Below are 26,098 nucleotides of genomic sequence, written 5' to 3' on the forward strand. Positions count from 1 at the left end.
GCGCGGTGCTGGTCGTTCGTTTTGTGACGTGATGGGTGGCGTTGGGGTTTTGCTGATTGATATATGTTCGCGCGACGACGGTTGGCCGGAATGCCGCGACCGCCGGTCGCGGCTTTTTTTGGGGAGATTGGGCAATGCGGTTGCAGTCGCGCGGAACATTAACGTTTCTCAACGATCTGGACAGTTTCTGCACAGATTTCTACTCTCCGCCCCGCGACATCGCTGTGCCAGCATGGTCGCGACTCACACTCTGCGCGAAACGTAACCCCACGCATGGCCTCCGGACCGCTCGCCGCTGTTGACTGGCTGCATCGCCGGCAAGATCTCATCTTGCCGCTCGCGATCATCGCCAGCGTGTTGGTGATCCTGGTTCCGCTCCCGCCCGCGCTGCTCGACGTGTTGCTGTCGGCCAACATCGCCCTTTCGGTGATGGTGCTGCTGACGACCATCTACGTTCGCACGCCGCTCGAATTCAGCATCTTCCCGACCGTGCTGCTCGCGACAACGCTTGCACGGCTCGTGCTTAACATCGCCACGACGCGCCTCATCCTCACCCACGCCGCGACGCAAAAAGAAGACGCAGCCGGCGAGGTAATTATGGCGTTCGCCAACTTCGTCGCCGGCGAAGGTAGCATCGTCGTCGGCATTATCATCTTCATTATCATCGTCGTTATTCAGTTCGTCGTGATCACGAAAGGCGCCACGCGTATCAGCGAAGTCGGCGCCCGATTCGCGTTGGACGGTATGCCGGGCAAACAGATGGCGATCGACGCCGATCTGAACGCCGGCACGATCGACGAAAAAGAAGCCCAACGCCGGCGCGAAGAAATCACCCAGCAAGCCGACTTTTACGGCTCGATGGACGGCGCCAGTAAGTTCGTCCGCGGCGACGCCATCGCCGGCATTCTCATCACGCTGATCAATATCTTCGGCGGTCTCGCGATCGGCGTGCTGCAGTACGGCATGCCGTTCAGCGAAGCCGCCACGCTGTTCACGCGGCTAACGATCGGCGACGGCCTCGTGAGCCAAGTGCCGGCGTTCTTGATCTCGCTCGCCGCTGGTTTGCTCACGACTCGTAGCACGCAGAAGTCGAACCTGCCTGAGCTGTTTATCACGCAGCTCTTTTCGCGACCACAGGCGCTCGCCATTACCGGCGGCTTCTTGTTGATCTTGATCGTCACCGATCTGCCGCGAATGCCGCTCCTCATTCTCGCCGGGTCGTGCATCGGCATCGCGCGGATGATGACGCAAACGGAATCTCGCAACAAAGTCGCCGCCGCCCATACCGCCGCCACCGCCCCGAAGCCTGCCGCCGAAGAGCGGATCGAAGACTATCTCACGATCGACCCGATGGAGATCGAAGTCGGCGTCGGCCTCATCCGGCTCGCCGACCCGAAGCGCGGCGGCGATTTGCTCGAACGGATCCAACGCGTCCGCCAAAGCGTCGCTAGCGAAATTGGCATCATCATGCCGAAGGTTCGCATCCGCGATAACATGCGGCTAGATCCGAACGAATACCGCATCAAGATCGCCGACATGACGGTCGCGAACGATCGCGTCGAGCCGAACCAATACCTGGCGATCGACTCCGGCCTTACCACTGGCCCGATCGAAGGGATCGCCACGCGCGATCCGGCCTTCGGCGCCGACGCCCGTTGGATTCATCCGTCGCGCAAAGACGAAGCCGAAATGCGCGGCTACACGGTCGTCGAACCAGGCGCCGTCGTCGCGACCCACATGACCGAGGTCTGCCGCCGCCACGCCGACGAAATCCTCACCCGCGACGCGACGAAGCACCTCATCGACGAACTGAAGTCAACGCACCCGACAGTCGTCAGCGAACTGATCCCGGGCGCCATGTCGCTGGCCGAAGTCCAGTCGGTGCTCCACCATCTGCTCCGCGAGCAAGTGCCGATCCGGCAGCTCGGCCTCATTCTCGAAACGCTCGGCGACTACGCGACGCGGACGAAGGATCCGATTTTGCTTTCGGAATACGTTCGCCATCGTCTGGCTCGCCAGATTTGCACCCGCTATCGCAATGCCGAAGGGAAGCTCCACGTCATCGCGCTCGACCCGGCGATGGAAGAGCGGATTCGCGCCGGCTTCGATCACAACGAACGAGGCATGTTCATTCGCATGGCGCCGCAAGCGATCGAAGCGACGTGCCAAGCGATCGGCGCCCAGCTGCAAAAGCTGACCGTCGCGGGGCACACGCCGATCGTACTCGTCAGCCCGCAAATCAGAGCCGCCTTGAAACAAATCACGGAAAACCATATTCCCCAGCTCGTCGTCCTCAGCTTCAACGAAATCACCCGCGACACGCAGGTGATGACGCTGGGCCTCGCGTCCGACCACGCATGAAAGAAGGAGTGATCGGTGATCAGTGACTGGTGATCGGAAGAAAGCGAGATGCTTCCGACACTCCATTACGCTCACTAAGCACTCCCCCGATCACCGATCCCAGATCACCGATCACTAAATCGCCATGGACATCAAAACCTTCCGCGCGAAAACGATGCCGCAAGCGCTCGACCTGGTTCGCCAAGAACTTGGTCCCGAGGCGATGGTGCTCCACACGCGCGAGCGGCATGCAAGCTTGCTCGGCCGGCTCTTCATCGGTCGCAGCTACGAGATCGCCGCGACGCACGTGGAGCGCGAAACTTCCCCTCCCTCGCAGGGAGGGGCCAGGGGAGGTATTGCCGAAGCCACCACTCTCAAAGCATTTACAACCACTCGCCGCGAAGCCTCAGACACCTACGACCGCCCGCACTCCACTTCCTTCGACGCCGGCCTCGACCTCTCCGCCGGCCCCTCGCCACTACTCCATCCGCCGACCGCATCGCCGCAAATCGCCGAGCTCGAATCGCTCCTCACGCAACTCCGCGCCCGCCAAGGCCAGGCGCCGCGGCGGCAATCGCCTCCGGCATTGTTCAACTTGTTCACCGATCTGATCGAAGCCGAAGTCGAAGAGTCGGTCGCCCGTGAATTGGTCGATGGCCTCCGCAACGAACCGGCGTTCGAGCACGCCGACTCGCGGACTGCTCGCCATCGTCTCGCTCAACTTCTGCAAAGCGATCTCCGCGTGACGGGCCCAATCGATGCGTCGAGCGGATCCGGCCGCGTCGTGGCGCTCGTCGGCCCCACTGGCGTCGGCAAGACGACGACGATCGCGAAACTGGCGGCGAACTACCGCTTGAAAGAAGGACATCGCGTCGGGCTGATCACGGTCGACACCTACCGTATCGCCGCCGTCGAGCAGCTCCGCACCTACGCTGAAATCATCGACTTGCCGATGGAGGTGGTCAGCACGCCGCGCGAGATGCGCGAAGCTGTCGCGAAGATGCGCGACTTTGACCTCGTGCTGATGGATACCGCCGGCCGCAGCCCGCGCGACGAGGTGCGCATCCGTGAACTGCGGACGATGCTTGCCGAAGCGGAGCCCGATGAAGTTCACCTCGTGCTGAGCGCCGCCTCAAGCGCCCGCAGCCTCGTTGCGGCTGCGGAGAAGTTTATTCCGGTCGGCGTCACGGCGGCGATCGTCACGAAGATCGACGAGGCAACCGCGCTCGGCAACGTGCTGTCGCTCGCCCGACGCTGTGATCTGCCGTTCAGCTACCTCACCGACGGGCAAAACGTGCCGGACGACATTAGCGTGGCGGAAGCGCGGACGCTGGCGAACTTGATTTTGAATGTGCCGGCTGCGGCGTGACGCTGGCCCCCGGTTTGAAGAACCGGGGGCTAAAAATTTTGCAACTGACGACTGACCACGGACAACTGACTCCTTCTTAAATGCCTGACCAAGCCGCTCAACTTCGCAAGCTCGTTCGCGTTGCCGCGCAGGCCGATCCGTCGCTGGCGCCGGGCGGTCCGATCGTGGCGCTCACCGGCAGTCGCGGCGAGATGGGAGTCACCACGGTCGCTTGCCAACTTGCACGTGAACTCGCGCGGCTCGGCAAGCAGGTCGTTGTCATCGACGCCAACCTCATCGCTCCGGCAGTCGCACACCACTTCGGCGCCGATCCGCGGCCCGACCGCACGATCGACGCGCTGCTACGAGGTTCGCGCCGCGCCGCCGAAATTTTGCTCGACGTCGAAGAAAATATCCGCTTACTTCCCGGCGTTGCTCTCGGCGAACTTGCCCCGCCGCTCGATCGAACAGCCGTCGACCACTTCGCGAGCGAACTGTTGGCCTTGAGCCAACAGTCCGACGCGATCCTTATCGACGCCGGCAGCGGCATGAACCCCTGGGTCGATCGCCTCTGGCAACTCGCTCGGCAAGTGCTGCTCATCGCCACCCCCGAATCCGAAGCGTTCCTCGACGCCTACGCCGCGGTGAAGCTCTCGCAACATCATCGCCACAACGACAAGGTGCGACTGCTGCTCAACCGCACGGTCGACGACTGGGAACTCGGCCCGCTAGCAACGCGGTTCGAAGATACGTGCACGAAGTTCTTGCGGATCACCCCCAAACCAGCCATCGCACTGCCCGAGTTTCTCCGCAGCCGCAAGCAGCCGCCGGTCAACGACCGGCCGGAGCGAACCGAGCAAGACCACGCCCCCGCACTTCCAGACGAACCATTCCGCCGCGCCACGCGTTTATTAGCAGCAGACTTGGCGGCCGACTTCCGCGTCGCTGCGTTGCGATTGGTACGGCCCAAGCAGCAAGCTGCTAGCTCGTCGTTGTTTACAGACGGAAAAGGTCTCTCGCAAAGGCGCTGAGACGCAAAGACACGCAAAGAAGACGAGCAAAAAGAACTCAGCGATATTCCTCTTCCACAGAATCAACCAACATCCGTATTCTTCGCGACCGCTCCGCACTTTCGCGCCCCTGCGAGAGACAACTCAGAGACGCTGAAAGCACTCATCTTAAAATTCTTTTCTCGAAAACTAAACTCGAACGCTCCCCATGCCGATAACACCTGACAGTCGTCCTGACGGCAACCGCCTGTTAATTTGGCGCGATTGCACCGGCTTTAACGCCACCAGGAGCTTATCGAGTGGCTCGCAAATACGCCTGCATCATGGCCAGCTTGGGGATGACGATCGTCCTCATCCGCTGCCTCCGAGCAGGCGGCGCCTTTGAAACGGCGATCCTGTCAGCCATGTTTTGGACATTCGTCTACGGTTTTGTCGGCTACGTCATCGGATCCATCGCTCGCAACACGATCGACGAATCGGTCCGCCAGAAACTCGAACGCGAAATTACCGCGTACAAAAAACAACATGCGAAGGCGTAACGCCATGTAATACCGCGACCGCCGGTCGCGGCTTTACCGCAAAAACACCGAAAAAAGCCGCGACCGGTGGTCGCGCACGACACAAACAGCAACACGAGAACGGATTTCTCGCCCACAAATTAAGACTGACGCGGAAGTCGCCCTATCGAGGTGCGTCCCGCCCAAGTCATCACGGAGGATGGCATGTCGACGATGATGCTGACCGCGAAGAAGTGCGCCCCTGAGGATATCGCGGATCTATGGGACCAGTTCAAGAAAGATCCGGGCCGCAAGGAACTTCGCAATCGGCTCATTGAAAACTACCTGCCCCTCGTCAAGTACAACGGCGAACGCATCTGGCAGCGCCTGCCTGACGGCGTCGAGCTCGACGACCTGATCTCCGCCGGCGTCTTCGGCCTGATGGACGCGATCAACGCGTTCGACATGGGCCGCGGCGTCAAGTTCGAAACCTACTGCGTGCCTCGTATTCGCGGCGCCATGCTCGACGAGCTCCGCAGCATGGACTGGGTGCCGCGGCTGGTTCGCTCGAAGGCCAGCAAGCTGAACGAGTGCCTGAAGACCCTCGAAGCTTCCCTCGGCCGCGCTCCGAACGAAAACGAAATCGCCGAATACATGCAGCTCTCGCTGCAAGAAGTTGAGAAGCTGATCTCCGACGCCAACGCCGTCGGCCTCATCAGCCTCAACAAGAAGTGGTACGAAACCGACAGCTACAAGGACGTCCGCGAGATCGACATTCTCGAGGACAAGAAGGGCGAAGACCCGACCCGCCGCATCCAGAAGTCCGACCTGATGCGTCTCGTCACCAAGGGCCTCAACCGCAACGAGCGGCTGATCATCATCCTCTACTACTATGAGGAGATGACGATGAAGGAAATTGGCGCCACGCTCGATCTGAGCGAAAGCCGCGTCAGCCAAATGCACAGCGCCATCGTGCAGCGTCTGCAGGGCCAACTCGGCCGTCGCCGCCCTGAATTCGGCACCTAGCAAAAAAGCCGCGACCGGCGGTCGCGGTCCCATCCGCAAGACATCAAGCGGCGTGCGGAGCAATTCCGTACGCCGCTATTCTGCGTAACGGGCTAAACCATTGACGCCAGGCAGACGGAACGTGTGCCCGGCCACCATGCCGCCGAACGAAATGCCGTACTGGTCGTAGAGCTGGCTGTTGGTCTTGTTGAGCAATTCGTTCGGGATCATTCCCGCGGCGACGCTCGACGGGAATGGCACGAAGTTGGGCAGCTGCTCTTCATAGTACAAGTCGTACGCGATGCCGCCGGTGACGAGCCGCACGGAATCGTCGTCGTACAACGAAGTCACTCGTCTTAGCAAGAAGTCGTTGAAGTCGTACTTCCCGGACATGTAGACCGCGGTCGCCGTTCGACCTTGCAATTGCGAGGCGCTCAAGGCGCCAAAGTTGACGTTCACGATGGCTACGGACCGATCCGAGTCGTGCCCCTTTTCCACGAACACGCCTTGCACGGCGGCAATATAGCCGCCGTAAATGACCGTCGAGCGGCGTACGGGCGCATCGACGCCAATCTCAAATCCCGAGATGTAATTGTTGATCAGGGTCAGGTCGTGCACCATTGAGTTGGTCTGCACGCCCACGCCCGAGGCATTCGGCAAGAAGCCGAGCAGCTTCGAGTTGCTGACGGTGATTTGTCCGCTGTAGTGGATGTCGATGCCGGCATCGATGATGTTCCAAGCAGTGAAGTCATCGATCAGCGAAACGCCGTCCGTCATCTGCGCTTGAAGATGCCAAATTTCGAGCCCCACGCGCGCTGCAAAGGCCGTGTTGCCGGAGAACAGGCGAATCGGCGCCGCTCCGACCGGGATGGCGGCGCTACCGCCGGCAAGATTCGGATCAATCAGGTGCTCAGCTTCGATCAAGGCCTTCGAGGAAGCCGTGAAGTAGACGAACGCCGCGCCGCGACTACCCGCGGAAATGTTGTCGACGACCTCCACGTTCGGGCCCTGGAACCAGAAGCCATGCCCGCCGAAACCAAAATCGTGGATCTCCTTGCGTGCGAACGTTCCGCCCAGCGCTCCCGCCGCGTTGATCGACAGGTTGCGGCGCATGGCGCCCCGTTCGTTGCCGTCTTCCGTCACAAAGGACGCACCGTAGACGCCGAACGCAACGTTGTCTTCCATCACCACGTTGCTTTGATGATTGACGAAACCCCAGCCAGGGCTACCGACGACGACGCTGCCAGTGACGACCGCGGGCGCAACGCCGCTAGCTACGCCCGTGTGATGAAAGTGGAGAGCGTAACGCGCCCGTGGGTTCGTCCCTGTGCCTGGCTGGAGGACGCCGTTGATCACGACCGGATCGTTGATCGGTACGCTCTTGTCCGTCCGCCCGAACTCGTAGACGCCGATGTTGTGCAGTTCGACGTTTGGGTTGCTGGCGAACATGAGGTGGGGACGCTCGGCGATCACCGACGGGTCTTCGGCGACGAGAGCGACGTTGCGAGTGACGTTCGCCACGTAGACCGACATCCCCGCGCCGGCAGGCGTGCGGTGATCGACCCACAGGGGCGCCACCGTGACGACCGATCCGTTGATGGCCAGGATCGTCACCTCGTCCGTGAAGAAGTTCACGTAGGTCGCATTGGTCCCCGTGATCTTCAACTGATCGCCGACGCGCCAGTTGGTCGGGGGCGCGGACAAGTACAGCTTCGTGTCGCCGGCCGAAGGCTCGATGGCGAAGGTCGTATACTCCGTCTTCGCGGCGCCGACCATCTTGACTTCGCCCATGCTGATCAGCCCGCGGCTGAGGGCGTAGGGATCCCAGACTCTGTCGATGGGGCCGTTGTCGGCGATGAGGATTCGCGCCGTGAAATTGGCGCCGATCGGCGCCGCCGTGGTGCCGACGTGCAAGACGCCGGTCCCGGAGACGACGATCGTATCAGCCTTCAACTGCGTGTTGCGATTCGTCACGAAGGTGAGCTTGCCGTCGATTCGCAGCGTTTTAATCGCTTGCGTCATCGTCGCGTCGAATTGCACCGTGGTTCCCGCGGCGATCTGCACCTTGGCGCCCGCCGTCGGCACGACGCCATTGCGCCAGATCTTCGGATCGCTCCACAGTCCGCTGGCGATGGTCGAGTGGGTCACGGTGGACAGCGGGACCAACGCGAGGGCGCGCTGCGCCTCCGTCTCCATCCCACTGTGGTTTCCGCGATCCAACCACTCGTCCACGTCGGGCGGAGTCAGCGCCCCCCCGCTGAGCGTATACTCGGCCCAGTACACGGTCGGCATGCCGAGCAACTGCTCGCGAGTGAGCGCAGCCTGAGACTCGTTCGAGAGACTCCACAAGAAGGAGCCCGACGGAATCGACTGGATCTGAGCCACCGTCAACAACGGAATCTGTTCGGGCAGCAAGTAGACGAAGCTGTTGTAAGTCAACGACTGGACTTGCGCGTCCGACAGCCACGCGAGCTGCTGCGTCGTCAAGCGGGCGATCCACGTGTTCTGGACGTTCAGCGCCCGAACCTGCGTCGGAGTCAAGGCCGCGATGTTCGCCGCGCTCCAGCGTTCCAGCGAGCCGGCGTCAGGAATGCTGGCGATCTGAGCGGCGGTGAGCAGCGGCACTTGAGCCGGCGACAGCCGCTCGAACTCGTAGAACTTCAGCAGTTGAACCTGCCCCGTCGTGAGGTACGTCACCTGCGCCGGAGTCAGCAGAGCGACGCCCATCTTGCCGACGTTCAGCCATTGGACCTGCGTTTTGTTGAGCGCCGCACGCGTGGCCGCCGGCCACATCGAGAAGTAGTTGAAGCTTCCCTCGCTGATCAACGCGATTTGAGTCGTCGACAGGTAGGGAACTTGCACCGGCTGCAAGAAGCGGAAGTCGCGATCGTTCAGCGTCAGAATTTGGGCCGGCGTCAACCAGCCGACCTGTGCGTAGGTGAGCCGATGGATCCACACGTTTCGGACGTTCAACGCCTGAACCTGCGGCTGCGTCAGCGCGGCGACGTCCGCGTCGCTCCACCGCTCCAGTGCGCCGGGGTCGGGAATCGTGGCGATCTGCGCGGGCGTGAGCCACGGCACCTGCGCGGGCGTGAGCCGCGGAAAGTCGTAGAACTTGAGTTGCTGAACTTGCGAAGGAGCCAGCCAACTCACTTGAGTTTCAGTCAGCAAAGCCACGGTGATCTTGTCGACGTTCAGCACTTGGACTTGCATACGAGTGAGCGCCGCGCGATTGGCCGCGGGCCACATCGAGAAGTAATTCGCGGAGCCTTCCTTGATCGCAGCGGCTTGCAACAAGCTCAGAAACTGAACCTGATTCGTCAGCAAGAAGCGGAAGTCCGGGTCGTTGAGCGACTGAATCTGCGGGACCGTCAACCAGCCGACCTGATTCGGCGATAGGCGATTGATCCACACGTTTCGCACGTTCAACGCCTGGACCTGCGGCACCGTCAACGCGGCGACGTTCACGGCGCTCCACCGCTCCAACGAACCGGGGTCCGGAATCGTGGCGATTTGCGCAGGAGTCAACCAGGGGACTTGGCCCGGGGTCAGCCGTTCGAATTCGTAGAATTTCAGTTGCTGGACCTGCGGCTGCGTCAGCCAACTGACTTGCGTGTTCGTCAGCAGCCCGATGCCGACCTTGCTGATGTTGAGCGCCTGAACCTGCGTCTGCGTCATCGCCGCACGGGCGGCGGCAGAGATCGCCACAAACGACGCGACGTCGGGAATCGAGGCGACTTGTGCGGTCGACAAGTACGGCATCGTCTCTGGCGTGAGCAGGCCGAATTGCTCGTAGGTCAGCGTCGGCAGCCACGGCGGGACGACCACGGCCAGCAGCGCCGGAGCGGTGGCGACCGTCTCGCTGCCGTCGTATTCGTCGGTGGGAAGGATCGACGCCGCGCTCATCACCACGCGGCTCTCAAGCTGTTCGATCGTCGACTTGCGCGAAAATCCGAACTGCTTCTTCCCGTTAAAACTACCTCTGCCCATCATCGGCCGAACCTTTAGATCTATCGCCAAGCGACGTGTTGCTATGCATAGACGGCGGAATCATTCCACAGTTGTCTCGGTGCGAGCCGATGCGGGCGCACGACGAGACCGGTAGCCCGGACCGCGCGAAACCTGAATCGACTCGAACGCGTTCCCGTGCGTTCTGTTTAAACAGCTAGACCCAACGCAACGCGGCACGATCATCCGATCGCTGCCACGAACCGTAGGCGCCTGCGAGTGAGATGGAATGGCTCCAGGCATCCCCTAGCCTGGATACGATCTGCCAAAGCGAACGTGCTGCCAGTTGCCGACGACGCAATCGCTGCCTGGGTCCGTCCGTTGGCGCGAGATGAGAAGCGTGTCTGCTGGCGAGCGTTTTTTACTCGACTGCGTAACTATTTCCAAGCAAATTCCGCGAGGCAATACCTTTTTCGCGGTTTGCGGCAATTACGCCGATTTTAACTTAGACCTCCCCCTTTTTCTGGGATCGGCCGGAGGGGGCGTGAGGCTCCAGGAAAATGCTGGGCGACGGCCGGCTGGGGGGTGTGATGGGGTGAATCTGTGGAGGGCCGCAGGTCCGTTGTCGGTGGTCAGTTGTCAGTTGTCAGTTGTCAGTTGCTGGGGAGTGCCTTGGGGCTGGAGCCTGGGATGGAGCCGATGGTTTCCGCAACTGACTACTGACCATTGACCACGGACAATCCCTCCAATTTTGCTCCGGCGGCTCGTTAAGCCGCGGCTGCGGGGCGAGCGGGAGAGCGCAGTAAGTCAGCCTCTTTCTTGACTTTTTGCGCATTTCACGGTGCAATGGTGATAGCGAAAGCCGCATTTTTCAGGGGTCCGCGGTCTGTTCGCTACCGGTACAGAGCACCCGCATGACCAATCTTTTCGATCGCTTTCCGCTCAAACTGCGCGCGCTCCTCAGCCGCGGGTCAACGACCCGCCGGAGCGGTGATCGGCACACGCCCCTCGGAAGTCGCCCCGGCGGCTCGTTGAGCCGCGGCTACTTGCGCGGTCTGACCCTCATTGAAATGCTTGTCGCCCTGGCGGTGACGCTGGTGATGATGGCGGCGGTGGTCAACCTGTTCGCCAACATCAGCGGCAGCATCCGCAACCGCCGGGCGGCGATCGAAACTGGCGCCCAGCTCCGGCAAGTCCGGCAACGGCTGGCGATGGACCTCAACGGCGCCACCTGCCGCGGCACGACCTGGCAGCGGCCGGAGGCGAACCAGGGGTATATCGAGATTATCGAGGGGCAGTGGAACGATAAGAATCCGAGCATCCTCATCGACGGCAACACAGGCAACGGCGAACTCGACTACGCCGTTTCGATGGTGCCGAGCAGCCAGGGCTTCGACTCGGATACGGGCAATTCGGCTGATGGGCGAGCCCTAGGAGTCGGCGCCATCACCGACGCTCGGGCGCTTGGCGACTGGGACGATGTCTTAGCGCTCACGACGCAAGACGAGCGCAATCCATTTACTGGCAAGATTCCCTATCTCAATCCAACGACGAACGCGTGGGAAGCGCGGTTTGACGACTCGCCTCAGGCCGAGGTCATCTGGTTTGCGGAGCAAAATGGCCTCGGCGGCGGCGGGAACGCTGAACCCGGCATGCGGCGAATCTACCGCCGGGCCCTCCTTGTGAGACCGAGCACGCAATTCCCGCCGCTCAGCGCGTTTACCGGCACAACCAATCGCCAACTCTTAAACGACTACTACACCAAATACGACGTCTCCGCTCGGATCGAAGACGGCCGTTTGGTGGGCAACACGCTGAGTGATCTCACGAAGAGAGAGTATCGTTTCAATCACGCATTCGATCCAACGGTAGCACTCAGCGACTTTCCGCACGCGATGCTGAACTTGCCGAACGGCCAGCCCGACTGGCTCGTGCTGAACAATGCGTTGGCATTCGATCTTCGCATCTTCGATCCAGGAGCGCCTTTAGTCGGGTCTGCCGGAGCCGTGCTAGAGCCAAGCGACTTAGGCTGGGAAGCAGTGGTTAACGTCACCAATCCGCCTGTCGTTGGGTACGGCGCTTACTGCGACCTGGGTTGGGGAAAGAGACTCACTGCAGCCGGCTACGCCTACCCGCAAAACGCAGTGCCGGCACTTCCTCTCGGCGTCGCGCCCGCGGCGTGGTCGCCGATTGTTCCGCAGCCGACCTTGCATATGCCTCATCGAGTCGGCTGGCACCCCAATCCCAACACCCCGGCGACGTTCGTTGATTACCCCGCAGTCTACGATACGTGGTCCTACCACTACGAGAACGACGGCCTCAATCAGGACGCCTCAGCAACCGATGCTTGGCGTGCGAACACCTTCGACCAAGGGGCCAACGGCCTGGATGACGACGGCGCCAATGGCGTCGACGATCGTGGCGAACGCGAAACCTCGCCGCCGTACGACGTGCCGTTGCGGGGCATCAAGGCGATCCTCCGCGTCTACGAGCCCGATGCCCGCCAAGTCCGCGAGTCGTCGGTAACGCACAGCTTCCAGCAGTAGCCGCGTTCCCGCCAGTAGCCGCGGCTCAACGAGCCGCCGGAGCGAGTTCGGTTTGGCGCTGGCATTCTCTTGCGCAAGTTTGTGCGCAATTGAGTTGCGGCGTCAGTTGTCGGTTGTCAGTTGTCCGTGGCAGAATGCAGCAACTGACTACTGACCACTGACATTCCTCTGATTCGCTCCGGCGGGTCGTTGACCCGCGGCTACCTCCATGTTTCTTGCCCACTCCATTCGGCTGCGCGATCCCTGGCAATGTGCGGCGACGGAGCAGGGAGGAGTTTGCTGGTCGCGGCGGTTTCATCGGCCGACGGGGCTGGAGGCGGACGACCAGTTGCTGCTCGTCGTCAGCGGGCTGCCGGCTGGCGCGGCGGTTCGGGTGAATGGTTGCACTTTTAGCGGTCAGCAGTCAGCAATCAGCGATCAGCCAGAGAAAGTTGGCGATGGGCAGTTAGTCGCACCGCAGTTTGATCTCACGTCGATTCTGGCCGATGCGAATGAGATTGAGATCGAGATTCCTCACGATCCGCTCCGGCGGCTCGTTGAGCCACGGCTGGGGAACTCCTTTCCGTACGACGCGCGGTTGGCGGTGATGGGAAATTCTTAGCCGCCGGTCAACGACCGGCCGGAGCGAATACCGTTCGACGGCGGCGTCCGTTGTCAGTTGCTGGTTTTTGCGACCGACGACGGACAACGGACGACTGACATTCTTCTGTAATCGCTCCGGCGGCTCGTTGAGCCGCGGCTGCTGTCGCTTTGTGTCGCTTTTTCGATTTTTCGCGACACTAAGCGTAAGTGGTTGTCATGGTTTTGGTTACGCGCCGTTAGTTGGCGACATAATGTCGCGACTAAACGTGTGCTTCAAGATGACCGCTTCACATGGCGCGGAGCGGGGGCGCCAATCATTGCACGTTAGCATGAGTTCGGAACCGCGCGCAGTCGCGATTTTCGGCCACCCCCTCTACGGGTGATGCTCGCGCGAGAGACCAGCGGAGGAGCCCTCTTCCCTAGCCCCGGGCTTCGCCCGGGGGTTGCACCACGCGCGATGATGCGTGGCGGAATGGTTACTCACCCCCGGGCAGAGCCCGGGGCTAGGGATGGGGGCGAGACGTTCTTGCACTTCGTCCACCGGCGGAGCCGGTGGCTTTTCTTTTGGTGCAGCATTTCCGCGCTGCTTGGCCAGCGGCCAAGTTCAACGTAGCCTAGGGCAACGCCTTGGGTCTTTGCCGGCCATTCGATCGCTTTGGCTGAAGGCCATACTCACTCTCATCCATCCCCTCCGCTGTCCACTTGGACCAGAGCTTTCGATGACCTCTCCGAATTACGCTCGCCAAATCGTCGTGCTCGTCTTGCTGCTCGTTGCTCCATCGCTGACAGCCGCGGCGGAGAACTCCAAGTCGAATCAGCTGACGCCGCAGCAGATCGCCGAGGGGTGGATCAGCCTGTTCGACGGCGAGACGCTGTTCGGGTGGACGCCGACAGGCAAGGCGGATTGGAAGGTCGACGATGGCGCGATCGCGGTGGGCGAGGGGGACGAAGGGTTCCTCATGACGAACAGCGAGTTTGGGGACTACGAACTGCATGTGGAGTTCAAGGCGCCGGCGACGACCAATAGCGGCGTGTTCTTGCGGACGCCGTTGAAGCCGACCGATCCGACGAAGGATTGCATCGAGTTGAACATTGCTCCCAAAGACAACCCATTTCCGACGGCGTCGCTGGTAGGACGCTTGAAGGTGAGCACCGAGCCCGAGAGCTACCGCGTCGACGATCCCAATCAGACGGTCAAACGCCTCGGCGGACCGGGACGGGCCGTCGATCCCTGGAGCGACGGTTGGCATGCGTTCGATTTGGTTGTTGAAGGAAACAACGTGCAAATCAAACTCGACGGTGTGCTGCTGACGACTTACATCGCCAACAACGACTCTGTGCCGCCGCGCGGCCGCATCGGCCTACAGTTCCGCGAGGGGCCGGTCGCGTTCCGCAACGTTCGGTTGAAGCCGCTCGGGCTGAAGCCGATGCTCAACGGCAAAGATCTCGCCGGGTGGAATGACGATCAGAAGAAGACTAGTAAGTTTGAAATCGTCTCAGCGCAAGCTTCCTCTGGCTCCCTCCCCCTTGAGGGGAGGGCTGGGGAGGGGGGCGAAGCTGGTACACGCTCCACTCCCCCCTCCCTAACCCTCCCCTCCGGGGGGAGGGGACCAGAAGGGAACATCGAGGGCGATTTCGAACTCCGCGTCACCAATGGCAGCGGCCAGCTTGAGAGCGACGCGACCTACGCCGACTTCACGATGCAGTTCGACACCCGCGTCGACGGCGACGGGCTCAACTCGGGCGTCTTCTTTCGCTGCATCCCGCGCGAGTACATGAACGGCTACGAATGCCAGATCAATAACGTGATGAAGGAGGGCGATCCGACGAAGCCGAGCGACTTTGGCACCGGAGCCATCTACCGCCGCATCCCGGCCCGGCGGGTGAACGCCCGCGACCACGAGTGGTTCACGACGACGATCGTCGCCACCGGCCCCCATATCGCCGTGTGGGTGAACGGCCTGCAAGTGACTGACTGGACCGACCCCCGCCCGCCGCACGACAACCCCCGCAACGGCCTGCGGACAGCCGCGGGAACCATCTCGCTCCAGGGGCATGACCCGACGACCGATATCCGCTTCCGGAACATGCGGATCGGCGAATTGCCGGGAAATACGAACCACGACGGCACGAAGGACACGACGGAAGAAAAGGCGAAATGAGGGTAATTCGTCGTGCTCGTCGTGCCGTCGTGGTTCAATTCATTAATGCGGGTGAGTAGATCAAACAGGGGTCGGGCAATTACAATCGAACCCTTGGATTTCCTCGGTGCCCCCTTAGCGCCTTGGCGCCTTCGTGGTCAGCCCCCCCTCCCGAACCCTGAACCCCATACCCTGAACCCTCCTATGCCCAGTTGCGTGTTGGCTTACTCCGGCGGTCTCGATACCTCTGTCATTCTCGGTTGGCTTCAGGACGAGGGGTACGACGTCCATGCCGTGTACGTCGATCTCGGCCAGCCGTGCGAGGATCGCGAGGCGATTCTGAAGAAGGCCCGCGACAACGGGGCGAAGTCTTCGCGGCTGATCGACGTTCGTGAGGAACTGTGCCGCGACTTTGCGTTCCCGGTGCTGCAGTGGCAGGCGAAGTACGAGGGGATTTATCTGCTTGGCACGTCGATCGCCCGGCCGCTCATCTCGAAGGTCTGCTTGCAGGTCGCTCGCGAAGTCGGCGCCGAGGCCTACGCTCACGGCGCAACCGGCAAGGGCAACGACCAGTGCCGGTTCCAACTCGCCGCTGAAGCGCTCGATCCCAACGTAAAAATCATCGCGCCGTGGCGGATCAAGAAGTTCCAGGACCTGTTCGCAGGTCGCAGCGACATGATCGCCTACTGCGAGAAGAAGGGGATCCCGGTGAAGGCGTCGATCGCCAAGCCGTACAGCAGCGACGAGAACTGCCTCCACATCAGCTACGAAGCGGGCAACCTGGAAGACCCGACGGTCGACGGCGTGTCGATCATCGACTTCGGCATGACGGTGTCGCCGCAAGAAGCCCCCGATAAGATCGAGACGGTGAAGATCGGTTTCGAGTCGGGCGTGCCGGTAACGATCAACGGCGTGAAGAAGTCGCCGCTGCAAATGGTCGAGGAGCTGAACAAGATCGCTGGCCGGAACGGCGTGGGGCGGATCGACATCGTCGAGAACCGCTTCGTTGGCATGAAGAGCCGTGGCGTGTACGAGTCGCCCGGCATGACGACGCTGTACGCGGCGCACTTGGCGCTCGAGCAACTGACGATCGACCGCGAGACGGTCCACCTCCGCGATCGCATCAGCCCCGAAGTCGCCGAGATGGTGTACTACGGCTTCTGGTACGTGCCGAAGATGGACGCGCTCATGGCGTTCATGCGTGAGGTGCAGAAGCCGGTGACGGGCGAAGTGACCGTCGGCCTCTACAAGGGCAACGTCATGATTCAAAGCCGGACGAGCCCGTATAGCCTGTACGACGCGGCGATCGCCAGCATGGACGAGGCGGGCAACTACGACCAGACCGATGCGGAAGGGTTCCTGCGGATCCAGGGGCTGCCAAGCCGGGTGATGGGGCAGGTACGGCCGCGGAAGTACTAAGAGAGATTGCGAGTAGCGGGTTTCGAGTTGCGAGTTGGGTACGGGGAAAAATGCCGTGGCTAGTTATCGCGATTTGAAAGTTTGGCAGTTGGGCGTTGATATCGCTCTGGAGGTCTACCGAATAACTGGTAACTTTCCCAAAAGCGAGCAGTACGGCCTCACTAGCCAACTCCGCCGGGCGGCTGTGTCGATTGCTTCCAACATCGCGGAAGGGCACGCGCGCAAGACGCAAAAGGAACTGCACCGGTTCTGCAACATCGCGAAGGGATCGCTTGCGGAAACTTGAAACGCAGTTGATCATTGCTCGCGAGCTCGGCTTCGCAGACGGCAAGTCGATGGAAAGTTTGTTTTCCATGACCGACCAAGAAAGCAAAATGCTGAGCGGCTTGATGCGAACAGTAAAAGACACGCTGTAGTTCTTCCCGCATTTCACTCGCAACTCGCGACCCGAAACTCGCAACTCCCCATGCTCTTCCGCGAAAACCCCGTTCTGCAACGCGAGCTGATTTCGAATCTCCGCATGACGCGGGGGTTCTTGCTGTTGTTTGCGTACGTCGCCGGGCTGGGGATGCTCGTTTACGCGGCGTGGCCGGCGAATCAGACGCTTGATTTGGCTCGGCCGGAGGAAGCGCAGAAGCTCGTCAATCTGTTCTTCTTCGGGCAGTACATTCTCGTCTCGCTAATGACTCCGAGTTTTGCCGCGGGGGCGATCACCGGCGAACGGGAGCGCGAGAGTTACGAGATGCTGCTCGCCAGCCCGCTGCGGCCGGGATCGATTGTGCTCGGCAAGCTGCTGGCGTCGCTGACGCCGCTCGCGGAGTTGATGATTTGCTCGCTGCCGATCGTGATGCTGTGCCTGCCGCTGGGGGGCGTCTCGCTTTACGAAGTCCTCGTCGCTTACGTGGCGATGATCTGCTCGGTGGGGCTGTTCGGGATGATCAGCCTCTGGTGCAGCAGTTTCTTTCAGCGGACGAGCGCGTCGCTGGTGGCGTCGTACATGCTGATCTTGCCACTGGCGATGGCGGGGGTGCTGGTATGGCGGGCGCTGCAGCAGGCAGCCGAGCTGCGGATCATGGTCGTGCTGGCGATCGTGCCGATTGCGTGCCTTTCAGTCGGGGCGCTGCTGTGGGCGGACGTTTGCCGGCGGTTGATCAAGCCGCCCGACCTGGGGAGCGGCGGCAAGCAGGCGATCGATCTAGAGACCGAAGCGAAGGAAGCGGTCGGGCTGTACATCGAACGCGATCAGTTTCCCGATAAGCTGTTCGCCCCGCCGAAGCGAACGACGTTCCTCGATGACGACGCCAATCCGATCTACGACAAGGAGATGCGGAGCGAGATCTTCAGCCAGGGAACTCTCATGCTGCGACTGGTCATCCAGATCAGCATGGGCCTGGCCCTCCCCGTGATGGCGGTCTGCCTGTTCATGCAGCGGCAGTTGGCGCCGTGGTACATCGCCTACGTGCTGCTGTTCAATCTGTTGGTGGGGCCGGTCTTCTCGGCCGATAGTCTGACGAGCGAACGCGAGCGGTCGACGCTCGACCTCTTGCTGACAACGCTCATCACGCCGTGGCAGATGCTGTGGGGCAAATTGCTCTCGGGGCTGCGAGTGTCGAGCGTGCTGACGTCGTTCTTGCTGTGGCCGGTGTTTCTCGCGTGCCTGATGCCGGTAGGCTATTGGCCGAATTTGCTGACGATGGGGGGCTACTTTCTCATCGTGGGGATCACGGCGACGACGACGGCAATCACGGCACTGTTCTGCTCGACGGTGTTCAAGAAATCGTCGAGCAGCCTGATGTGCAGCTACCTGGTGCTCGCGACGCTGTTCCTGGCGCCGGTGGCGGCAAATGTGTTCGTACAGACATTCGCGGCGGCATCGAACGCGGCGGGCGTCGTGGCGGTGGCGCAGGCGACGAGCCCCTTCGCGGCAGCGTTCAACCTGCCGCTGACGCTCGACGAGTGGACGAACGTTGAACGAATCAACACGAACATCTTCTGGGGCTATCTCGGCTTCTCGGCGCTCTACGGCGGCGTTTTGCTGCTGGCGATGACGCAGTTGTTCAAGGTTCGTTGGCGGGTTTCTGAGTAACCAATTTTGGCCAAGCGATTTGGGACGAGGGTTCGAGGGAGAGAACGACGACGCGATGCTGATTTTGATTTCGCCGGCTAAGACGCTCGATTTTTCGCCGCAGCCCGCCCACGCCGCCACGAAGCCGCAGTTTCTCACGCAGGCCAATCGGCTCGCCAAGCACGCCCAGTCGCTCACGCCGGCGAAACTCGGCCGGTTGATGAGCATCAGCCCGAAGCTGGCCGAGACGGCCCGCGGTTACTTCGCCGCCTGGAAGGCGAAGTACGACGCCAAGGGAACCAAGGAGGCGGTGTTCGCGTTTCACGGCGACGTCTATATCGGACTCGACGCCGATACGCTCTCGACGGACGACCTCCAGTTCGCGCAGGAGCATCTCCGCATTCTGTCGGGCTTGTATGGCGTGCTGCGGCCGCTGGATCTCATTCAACCCTACCGACTGGAGATGAGCATCCGGCTCGCCGGCGACTACGGCAAGGATTTGTACGCTCACTGGGGCGATGCGGTCGCGAAGTCGCTGACGAAGGAAGCGAAGCAGGCGGGGGAGGGGGTGATCGTCAACTTGGCGTCGCAGGAGTATTTCGCCGTCGCCGATCGGCCGACGCTGAAGGGGCGGGTAATTACGCCAACGTTCCGCGAAAAGCACAACGGCAAGTATTCGGTGATCAGCTTTTTCGCCAAGAAAGCCCGCGGGATGATGGCCCGGCATCTCATCGAATCGCGGGCCGATTCGCCGGCGGCGATTCTCAAGTTTCGCGCAGGCGGGTATCGGTTCAACGCGGAGCTTTCTACCGAGGATGAACCAGTGTTCACGCGCGACAAACCGCCGGCAATGAAGGGGTGAGTTTTGTCGTCGAAACAAAACGCTACTTGTGTGGGAGGGGTCTCCGACCCCGACGCCGCGCTGCAAGGTGAAGCGGCCTGGAATGGTAAGCGAAATCGGCGTCGGAGACGCCTCCCACAATTGTCACTCGTGAGTCATTCAATCGACGGGCGCAGGGAGTCGCTTGACGCTCCTCCGATCGGTATGCGATGATCGTCGTTTATGCCCGACGACGCACCGATGACGCCCCCGCCGACGCAGGACGAACTCGACCTGCTTCATTACCAATCTCGCTTCGACCGGCCCATTCCGATGAAGGCGCCGGAGTTCAGCCGCGACGAGCGGCTGCGGCATGTCCTGTTCAGTCGGCAATTCTCCGTCGACATGCTGGAAGACCTCGCCGGCACGGCCGACATGATCCGCGATCTGTCGAAGGCCCGCTCGGGACAGGACTTCCTGATCAACCTACTGCATCACAAGCGGGCGATGCTGTACTTCACGCAGCCGTCGACGCGGACGTTCCTCAGCTTCATGGCCGCGTGCCAGATTCTGGGGATCACCTGCAACGAAGTGCGCGACGCCTCGACCTCGTCGGAAACGAAGGGCGAGACGCGGTTCGATTCAATCCGCATGTTTAGCAGCTACTTCGACCTGATCATCATGCGGAGCCCGGTCGCGCGGCTGGCTGAAGCGTGCGCCTACGTGATGAACGACTTGGCGGCGACGGGGAACCGGAGCGTACCGATCATCAACGCCGGATCGGGCGCCGACCAGCATCCGACGCAGGCGCTGCTCGACATTTACACGCTGCAGCGGTCGTTTCAGTTCGTCAGCCCTAAGGATTCGCCGCTCGGGACGCGCTACGAAGAAATCCGCCGCGAACATCCGTCGCTCACGCGCGGGCTGTCGCACAAAGTGTACGGATTCTGCGGAGACATCGGTCGCGGCCGCACGGTGCGTTCGCTGGCGGAGTTGCTGGCCGGGTACGAAGGCGTGACGCTGGCGTTTGTTGCGCCCGATCATCCAACGCTTTCCCTTGGCGACGACTTGCGCGAACGGCTGCTGGCCCGCGGCGTGCGGATCTTTGAAGTCGATTCGCTCGAGGCGCCGATCGACGGCAAGCCGCTCATCGAGCAAGTCGACGCGCTCTACATGACGCGGATTCAAAAAGAGCACAACGTCGCGGCCGACGTCGAGTCGTTCGCCAAGATCGACTTTGATCGGTACAAGCTCAACCGCGGCCTCGTCGCGCGGATGAAGAGCTACGCGCCGATTTTGCACCCATTCCCGCGCGATCAGCACTTTGGCGAGATTCCGCCGGAGATCGACGCCGACCCGCGGGCGATGTACTTCCGCCAGGCTCGCAACGGGATGTGGATTCGGGCGGCGCTGCTCGCGCATGTGTTCAACGTCGATCACCAGATCTCACGGTTTTATCACGAGCAGTTTGGGGCTTGGAAGCCGACTGGGCTGCAGCGGGTCTAACGTGGCTCCGTGGAATTGCACCACGACGACACGAAGGACGCGACGAAGGGTTCAGGTGTTAGGGTTCAGGGTTCAGAAGAATTGCTGAACCCCGAACCCTGAACCCTTTTTGCCTTACCCAGCGTTCATCGGCGGTTCCTTCTGTTTTCGTCGTGATCGTTGTGTCGTCGTGGTTCAATTCCTAGTACAGTAGCCGTCATGGCCCTGCTCATTGACGGCTACAACCTGCTCCATGTGACCGCGATTGTCGGGCATGGGGGGTTGCGCGGCTCGCGGGAGGGGTTGCTGCGGTTTTTGGCGTCTGCGATCGATCCACGGGAACGGCCGCAGACGACGATCGTGTTCGATGCGGCCGAAGCCCCGCCGAATTTGCCGCGGACGATCGTCTTCGAAGAAATGACGATTCACTTCTCGTCGGAGTACGACAACGCCGACGAGTTGATCGAAGAGTTGATCGAAGCCCACAGCGTGCCCAAGTCGCTGCTGGTGGTTTCGAGCGATCACCGCCTGCAGCGGGCGGCGCGGCGGCGGAAGGCGCCGTTCGTCGATAGCGACGTGTGGTTCGCCGAGGCGCTGCGGCGTCGCGCGGCGATGAAGGCGCCGGCGCCGATCATTGCGAAGCCGGCCGGGCCGTTGAGTAGTGATGAGATTTCCTACTGGCTCGCGGAGTTCGGCGACGTCGAAGAGCTGGAGATTTTACCACCTCCCGCGCGAAGACGACCGGTTCCCAAACCGCGTGCGACCGGCGATGCGAAACGAACGCCGGCTCAGCTGGCCGGGGAAGCAAAGCCGGCGAAGAAGAAGGCCACCCCGAAGCGGAAACGGCCGTCGCGCAAGCCGCCGCATGAGAAGGGGAATCTCGCGAATCCTTTCCCGCCGGGGTATGGGGAGGATTTGTTGGAGGGTGGTTCGTGACTGGCGCTCACGAGATGGGAACAGGTTCGGGTTTCGCTCCGGCGGGTCGTTGACCCGCGGCTACTGGGGGAGCGTCATCGTGAACGTCGCTCCGCCTGTCGGGGGAGAGTCGGCTGCGAGCGTGCCGTTGTGGAGTGCGACGATTCGCCAGGCTTTCGAGAGGCCGAAGCCGAGGCCGCGGCCCGCTTCTCGGCCCGAGTAAAACGGGTCGAAGATGTGGGGGCGGATTTCCGGCGCGATGCCGGGGCCGGTGTCGGCGATTACTAGTTGCGTGGCTCCTTCAGTCGAAGACCACGTCACAACGATCGCGCCGTCGCGGCCGATCGCATCGAGGGCGTTGTCGAGGAGTGCGCGAACGGCGACCTGCAAGTGCGTGGCGTCGGCTTCCACCACAGGCAGGGAAGTTGCGCTGTCGAAGCGGAGGGCGACGTTGCGGCGTGCAAGTTCGGGCGCTAAGCCGCGAGCTGCTTCGCTGACGACTTCGGCGAGATTCGTAAGTGCGAGCACCAACTGCGGCGGCCGCGCGAAGAGCATGAGATCAGAGATCATTTCATGCGCACGAAGCGCTTGCTGATTGATCGCCTCGATCGTCCGCCGCCGCTCGGGATCTCGCTCGTCGCGCAGCAGCGACTGCGCACGAGCGGAGATATTGGCGAGCGGGTTGTTGATCTCGTGGCTGGCGCCATAGGCCAGTTCCTTCATCGCATCGAGCTTCGCTTGCTCGAGGCGTGAATCAAAACTGGCGTCGGATGCGGTCATACGTACCTAGCCCCTGGCTCCGCCAGGGGGTGGCGTTACGCGCGACGACGCCAACCGGCATGGAAGCCCACCCCCGGGCAGAGCCCGAGGCTATAAACGCGGCGACGCCGTGAGCGCAACCTACTTCACGCCGATCGATTCCACGTCCAGCAACTGGCAAACGCGGGTCACGAGTTGATCCACGTCGAACGGCTTCTTCATGAACTCGTCGGCGCCAGCGTCGCGGAGTTCTTGAATCTTCTCCTGCTCGACCATGCCCGAGATGCAGATGATCCGGACGTCGTCCATCGTCGCGTCGCTGCGGACGAGGTTGCAGACTTCCTTGCCGTTGATATCTGGCAGCATCACGTCGAGAACGACCAGATCGGGGCGGAACTCCTTGATCAACATGCCGGCGCCGAAGCCGTTGTTGACGCTGCGGACGTCGAAGCGGCCGTCGGCGTTCAGGGCGTCGACGATCAGTTCGACCAACGATTCGTCGTCGTCGACGACCAAGATCTTCCGCTTGCCGCTATCGAGGGCGTCGGTCGGAATGCCATTGTCCCGCATGAAGGCGTACAGCTGGTCGCGCGGAATGCGGCGGAAGCGGCTGCCGGGGACGCGGAAGCCTTTGAGCTGTCCTGAGTCGAAGCAGCGGATGATCGTCTGCTGGCTGACCTTACAAATCTTCGCGGCTTCGCCGGTCGTGAATACGGTCTTCATGGTCGAACCACCTCTCTCCTTAGCCGTGGTTGTGCCGCGACCCGAGGGCCGTGACTTTATTGAAGGCGAGCGCGAACGGACGGTTACGCTTGAGTTAGCTCCGTCGAGCGTCCTTGCCGGTCCTTGTGTGTCTGGTAGGAAACCCTCTGCGATGCCCCCCGAAGTCCCCGTGTGCCCGGAGTCCCCAGTGATGCGTAGTCGCCTGAAGTTCCGGCCACCTACTTAAAGGTGCAAGGCTGTTTAGACGGCAACGTCATCCATGCCTGCCGAAGCTTCCTGGTTTGCCAACTGGGGGAATTATAACGGTCCGGCAAACTGAGTCAACATTGATTGAATTGACGCAAAATAAATTGGCACAACAACTTACGTCGTTGTGGCCGGAAACGAGGTTTCGTCCGTTGCCAGTAGTCCGTGGTCAGTTGCGGGACGATGGAGAGCCGTTTTCAACGACTGGCGACTGACTTTTAGACCACAGATAACCTCGCTAGCGGCTCCCTTTGCCTTCGAGGTGAACCATCACCAGCGCGATGTCGGCGGGGGTGATGCCGCTCACACGGCTCGCTTGCGAGAGATCGACCGGACGGATGCGTCCGAGCTTCTCGCGAGCTTCCGCTCGCAGTTGCGAAATGCGGCCGTAGTCGAAGCTGGCGGGGATCCGCTTCGCGGCGAGGCGGCGTTGCCGATCGACTTCGACTTCCTGCCGCGCGACATAGCCCGCGTACTTCAAGTCGACGAGCACCTGGCTGGCGACGTCTTCAGAAGTCGCGGCAAGTTCGGGCAGCCGCGCGACAATGTCTGGCCACTCGACTTCCGGCCGCCGCAACCGCTGGGCGAGCGATTGCCCCTCCTGCCGCGTCGTTTCGAGGAGTTGGGTAATCCGCGAAATCTCGGCGTACTTCGTTTCGAGCCGTGCGAAGCGATCGCCATCGGCAAGGCCGACCTCATGCGCGAGCGGCGTGAGCCGGCGGTCGGCGTTGTCTTGCCGCAGCAAGAGGCGGTATTCAGCGCGACTGGTGAACATGCGGTAAGGCTCATCGACGCCACGAGTGACGAGGTCGTCGATCAGCACGCCGATGTAGGCCTGGTCGCGGGTGAGGATGAGCGGCTCGCGCCCGGCGACGCCGAGCGCCGCGTTCGCCCCCGCCATCAGCCCCTGAGCCGCCGCCTCCTCGTAACCGGTGGTGCCGTTGATCTGCCCGGCTAAGAACAGCCCAGCCACCTGCTTCGATTCGAGCGTCGGCCGCAGCTGATCGGGCGGGGCGTAGTCATATTCCACCGCGTAGCCGTAACGCATGATCTCGGCCCGTTCGAGGCCGGGAATCAGCCGGAACATCGCGTCCTGCACGTCGCGCGGCAAGCTGGTGGAAACACCGTTCACGTAGACTTCGCGGGTGTTCCGACCCTCGGGTTCGAGGAACAGCTGATGCTGCGTCTTGTCGGCGAAGCGCACGATCTTGTCTTCGATCGACGGGCAGTAACGCGGCCCGCTGGTGGTGATCTGCCCGCTGTACATCGGCGCCCGCGAGAGGTTCGCGCGGATGATGTCGTGCACCTGCTCGTTCGTGTAGGTGATGTAGCAGGGAAGCTGCTCGACCTCGAGCCGATCGGTGAGGTACGAAAAGGGCTGCGGATGTTCGTCGCCCGGCTGCAGTTCGGTGCGCGAGTAGTCGATCGTACGGCCGTTCAGCCGCGGCGGCGTGCCGGTCTTGAAGCGTTCGAGTTTGACGCCGAGCCGATTGAGCGCGGCGCTAATGCCTGAGGAAGTTCCTTCGCCACCGCGTCCGCCGGGCGTCTTCGCCTCGCCGGTGTGCATCAGCGCTTGCAGAAAGGTGCCGGTGGTTAGCACCACCGCACGGGCGCGGTAGATTGCGTCGCCGCGAACGCGGACACCCACGATGCGGGGAGGGTTCAGGTGGCAGGGTTCAGGGTTCAGCGAAGAGGAATCTGTATTCCCTGAACCCTGAACCCCAACCTCTGAACCCTCCACGAGGATGTCTTCGACCACTTCCTGCCGCAGCGACAGGTTCTCCTGCTCCTCGCAAAGCCGTTTCACTTCGGCCTGGTAAAGCCGTTTGTCGGCCTGGGCCCGCGGGCTGTGCATCGCGGGGCCCTTGCGGAGATTGAGCATCCGGAACTGGATGCCAGTGGCGTCGATCACCCGCCCCATGGCCCCGCCGAGGGCGTCGATCTCGCGGACGATTTGCCCCTTGCCGACGCCGCCGATCGCCGGGTTGCAGCTCATTTGGCCGACGGTGTCGCAGTTGGTCGTCAGCAGGGCGGTGCGGGCCCCCAGCCTGGCGGCCGCGAGGGCGGCTTCGGTCCCCGCGTGGCCGGCGCCGATCACCAGAACGTCGAATTCGTACTCACTGTTTGCCATTCCTCCAAATTAGCCCAGGGCCGGCAGCTAGCCTAGCGGCGAGGCTTTTGCGGGCGCCGGCGGGGAATGCTGGTGCAGCTGTAACGAAACGGCCCGGAAAACGCTACAGCTTCCAGAA

At 61.9% G+C, this 26,098-nt stretch carries 19 protein-coding genes; 15 read left to right on the forward strand and 4 right to left on the reverse strand.

What is annotated here, in order from left to right:
• Window positions 1-273 precede the first annotated feature (273 nt).
• The 5 genes from flhA to PLANPX_RS15935 all read left to right on the forward strand — a co-directional run bounded on the left by flhA (window position 274) and on the right by PLANPX_RS15935 (window position 6,221).
• Window positions 274-2,361: a flagellar biosynthesis protein FlhA gene (gene flhA / locus PLANPX_RS15915; protein ID WP_152099682.1), complete on the forward strand. Its 2,088-nt coding sequence runs from the start codon at window positions 274-276 to the stop codon at window positions 2,359-2,361.
• Window positions 2,362-2,485: 124 nt separating this feature from the next.
• Window positions 2,486-3,709 carry a flagellar biosynthesis protein FlhF gene (gene flhF, locus PLANPX_RS15920; protein ID WP_152099683.1) on the forward strand — a complete coding sequence of 408 codons (1,224 nt, stop codon included), beginning with the start codon at window positions 2,486-2,488 and terminating at the stop codon, window positions 3,707-3,709.
• A gap of 80 nt (window positions 3,710-3,789) precedes the next feature.
• On the forward strand, window positions 3,790-4,719 hold the full coding sequence (locus tag PLANPX_RS15925; RefSeq protein WP_152099684.1) for a MinD/ParA family ATP-binding protein: 930 nt from the start codon (window positions 3,790-3,792) through the stop codon (window positions 4,717-4,719).
• A gap of 278 nt (window positions 4,720-4,997) precedes the next feature.
• Window positions 4,998-5,237 carry a hypothetical protein gene (locus PLANPX_RS15930; protein WP_152099685.1) on the forward strand — a complete coding sequence of 80 codons (240 nt, stop codon included), beginning with the start codon at window positions 4,998-5,000 and terminating at the stop codon, window positions 5,235-5,237.
• Window positions 5,238-5,429: 192 nt separating this feature from the next.
• Window positions 5,430-6,221, forward strand: coding sequence for a FliA/WhiG family RNA polymerase sigma factor (locus tag PLANPX_RS15935; protein ID WP_152101902.1), 792 nt, complete (start codon window positions 5,430-5,432; stop codon window positions 6,219-6,221).
• 75 nt (window positions 6,222-6,296) lie between these two features.
• Here PLANPX_RS15935 and PLANPX_RS15940 read toward each other — a convergent pair whose 3' ends face one another.
• Window positions 6,297-10,193, reverse strand: coding sequence for a G8 domain-containing protein (locus PLANPX_RS15940; protein ID WP_152099686.1), 3,897 nt, complete (start codon window positions 10,191-10,193; stop codon window positions 6,297-6,299).
• Window positions 10,194-11,062: 869 nt separating this feature from the next.
• Here PLANPX_RS15940 and PLANPX_RS15945 point away from each other — a divergent pair.
• The 10 genes from PLANPX_RS15945 to PLANPX_RS15985 all read left to right on the forward strand — a co-directional run bounded on the left by PLANPX_RS15945 (window position 11,063) and on the right by PLANPX_RS15985 (window position 22,142).
• Window positions 11,063-12,694, forward strand: coding sequence for a PilW family protein (locus tag PLANPX_RS15945; protein WP_152099687.1), 1,632 nt, complete (start codon window positions 11,063-11,065; stop codon window positions 12,692-12,694).
• Between the two features lie 208 nt (window positions 12,695-12,902).
• Window positions 12,903-13,295: a hypothetical protein gene (locus PLANPX_RS15950; protein WP_152099688.1), complete on the forward strand. Its 393-nt coding sequence runs from the start codon at window positions 12,903-12,905 to the stop codon at window positions 13,293-13,295.
• Window positions 13,296-13,995: 700 nt separating this feature from the next.
• Window positions 13,996-15,438 carry a 3-keto-disaccharide hydrolase gene (locus PLANPX_RS15955; protein ID WP_172992104.1) on the forward strand — a complete coding sequence of 481 codons (1,443 nt, stop codon included), beginning with the start codon at window positions 13,996-13,998 and terminating at the stop codon, window positions 15,436-15,438.
• A gap of 183 nt (window positions 15,439-15,621) precedes the next feature.
• Complete coding sequence (locus tag PLANPX_RS15960; protein ID WP_152099690.1) at window positions 15,622-16,836, forward strand: argininosuccinate synthase; 1,215 nt, start codon at window positions 15,622-15,624, stop codon at window positions 16,834-16,836.
• Between the two features lie 55 nt (window positions 16,837-16,891).
• Window positions 16,892-17,122, forward strand: a complete 231-nt coding sequence (locus tag PLANPX_RS27785) for a four helix bundle protein (RefSeq protein WP_198421742.1) — start codon at window positions 16,892-16,894, stop codon at window positions 17,120-17,122.
• Window positions 17,109-17,252 carry a hypothetical protein gene (locus PLANPX_RS28055; RefSeq protein WP_232536141.1) on the forward strand — a complete coding sequence of 48 codons (144 nt, stop codon included), beginning with the start codon at window positions 17,109-17,111 and terminating at the stop codon, window positions 17,250-17,252. The genes PLANPX_RS27785 and PLANPX_RS28055 overlap by 14 nt, the downstream gene beginning before the upstream one ends.
• 50 nt (window positions 17,253-17,302) lie before the next feature.
• Window positions 17,303-18,922, forward strand: a complete 1,620-nt coding sequence (locus PLANPX_RS15970; protein ID WP_152099691.1) for an ABC transporter permease — start codon at window positions 17,303-17,305, stop codon at window positions 18,920-18,922.
• 55 nt (window positions 18,923-18,977) lie between these two features.
• Complete coding sequence (yaaA, locus tag PLANPX_RS15975) at window positions 18,978-19,763, forward strand: peroxide stress protein YaaA (RefSeq protein ID WP_152099692.1); 786 nt, start codon at window positions 18,978-18,980, stop codon at window positions 19,761-19,763.
• A 201-nt stretch (window positions 19,764-19,964) separates the two neighbouring features.
• Window positions 19,965-21,227 carry an aspartate/ornithine carbamoyltransferase family protein gene (locus tag PLANPX_RS15980; RefSeq protein WP_198421743.1) on the forward strand — a complete coding sequence of 421 codons (1,263 nt, stop codon included), beginning with the start codon at window positions 19,965-19,967 and terminating at the stop codon, window positions 21,225-21,227.
• A 198-nt stretch (window positions 21,228-21,425) separates the two neighbouring features.
• A complete protein-coding gene (locus tag PLANPX_RS15985) occupies window positions 21,426-22,142 on the forward strand; it encodes an NYN domain-containing protein (RefSeq protein WP_152099693.1) in 717 nt (238 codons plus the stop codon).
• 60 nt (window positions 22,143-22,202) lie between these two features.
• On the opposite strand, the gene PLANPX_RS15990 is transcribed toward PLANPX_RS15985, so the two are convergent.
• From PLANPX_RS15990 to mnmG, 3 genes are all read right to left on the reverse strand, one after another.
• Entirely contained in the window at window positions 22,203-22,901 is a 699-nt protein-coding gene (locus PLANPX_RS15990) for a sensor histidine kinase (protein WP_152099694.1), read from the reverse strand.
• Window positions 22,902-23,021: 120 nt separating this feature from the next.
• The gene (locus PLANPX_RS15995) at window positions 23,022-23,603 is read right to left on the reverse strand and encodes a response regulator (RefSeq protein WP_152099695.1); all 582 of its coding nucleotides are present in this window, start codon (window positions 23,601-23,603) and stop codon (window positions 23,022-23,024) included.
• A gap of 484 nt (window positions 23,604-24,087) precedes the next feature.
• On the reverse strand, window positions 24,088-25,980 hold the full coding sequence (gene mnmG / locus PLANPX_RS16000; RefSeq protein ID WP_152099696.1) for a tRNA uridine-5-carboxymethylaminomethyl(34) synthesis enzyme MnmG: 1,893 nt from the start codon (window positions 25,978-25,980) through the stop codon (window positions 24,088-24,090).
• Window positions 25,981-26,098 lie beyond the last annotated feature (118 nt).

This window comes from Lacipirellula parvula (genome assembly GCF_009177095.1).
Classification (GTDB): domain Bacteria; phylum Planctomycetota; class Planctomycetia; order Pirellulales; family Lacipirellulaceae; genus Lacipirellula; species Lacipirellula parvula.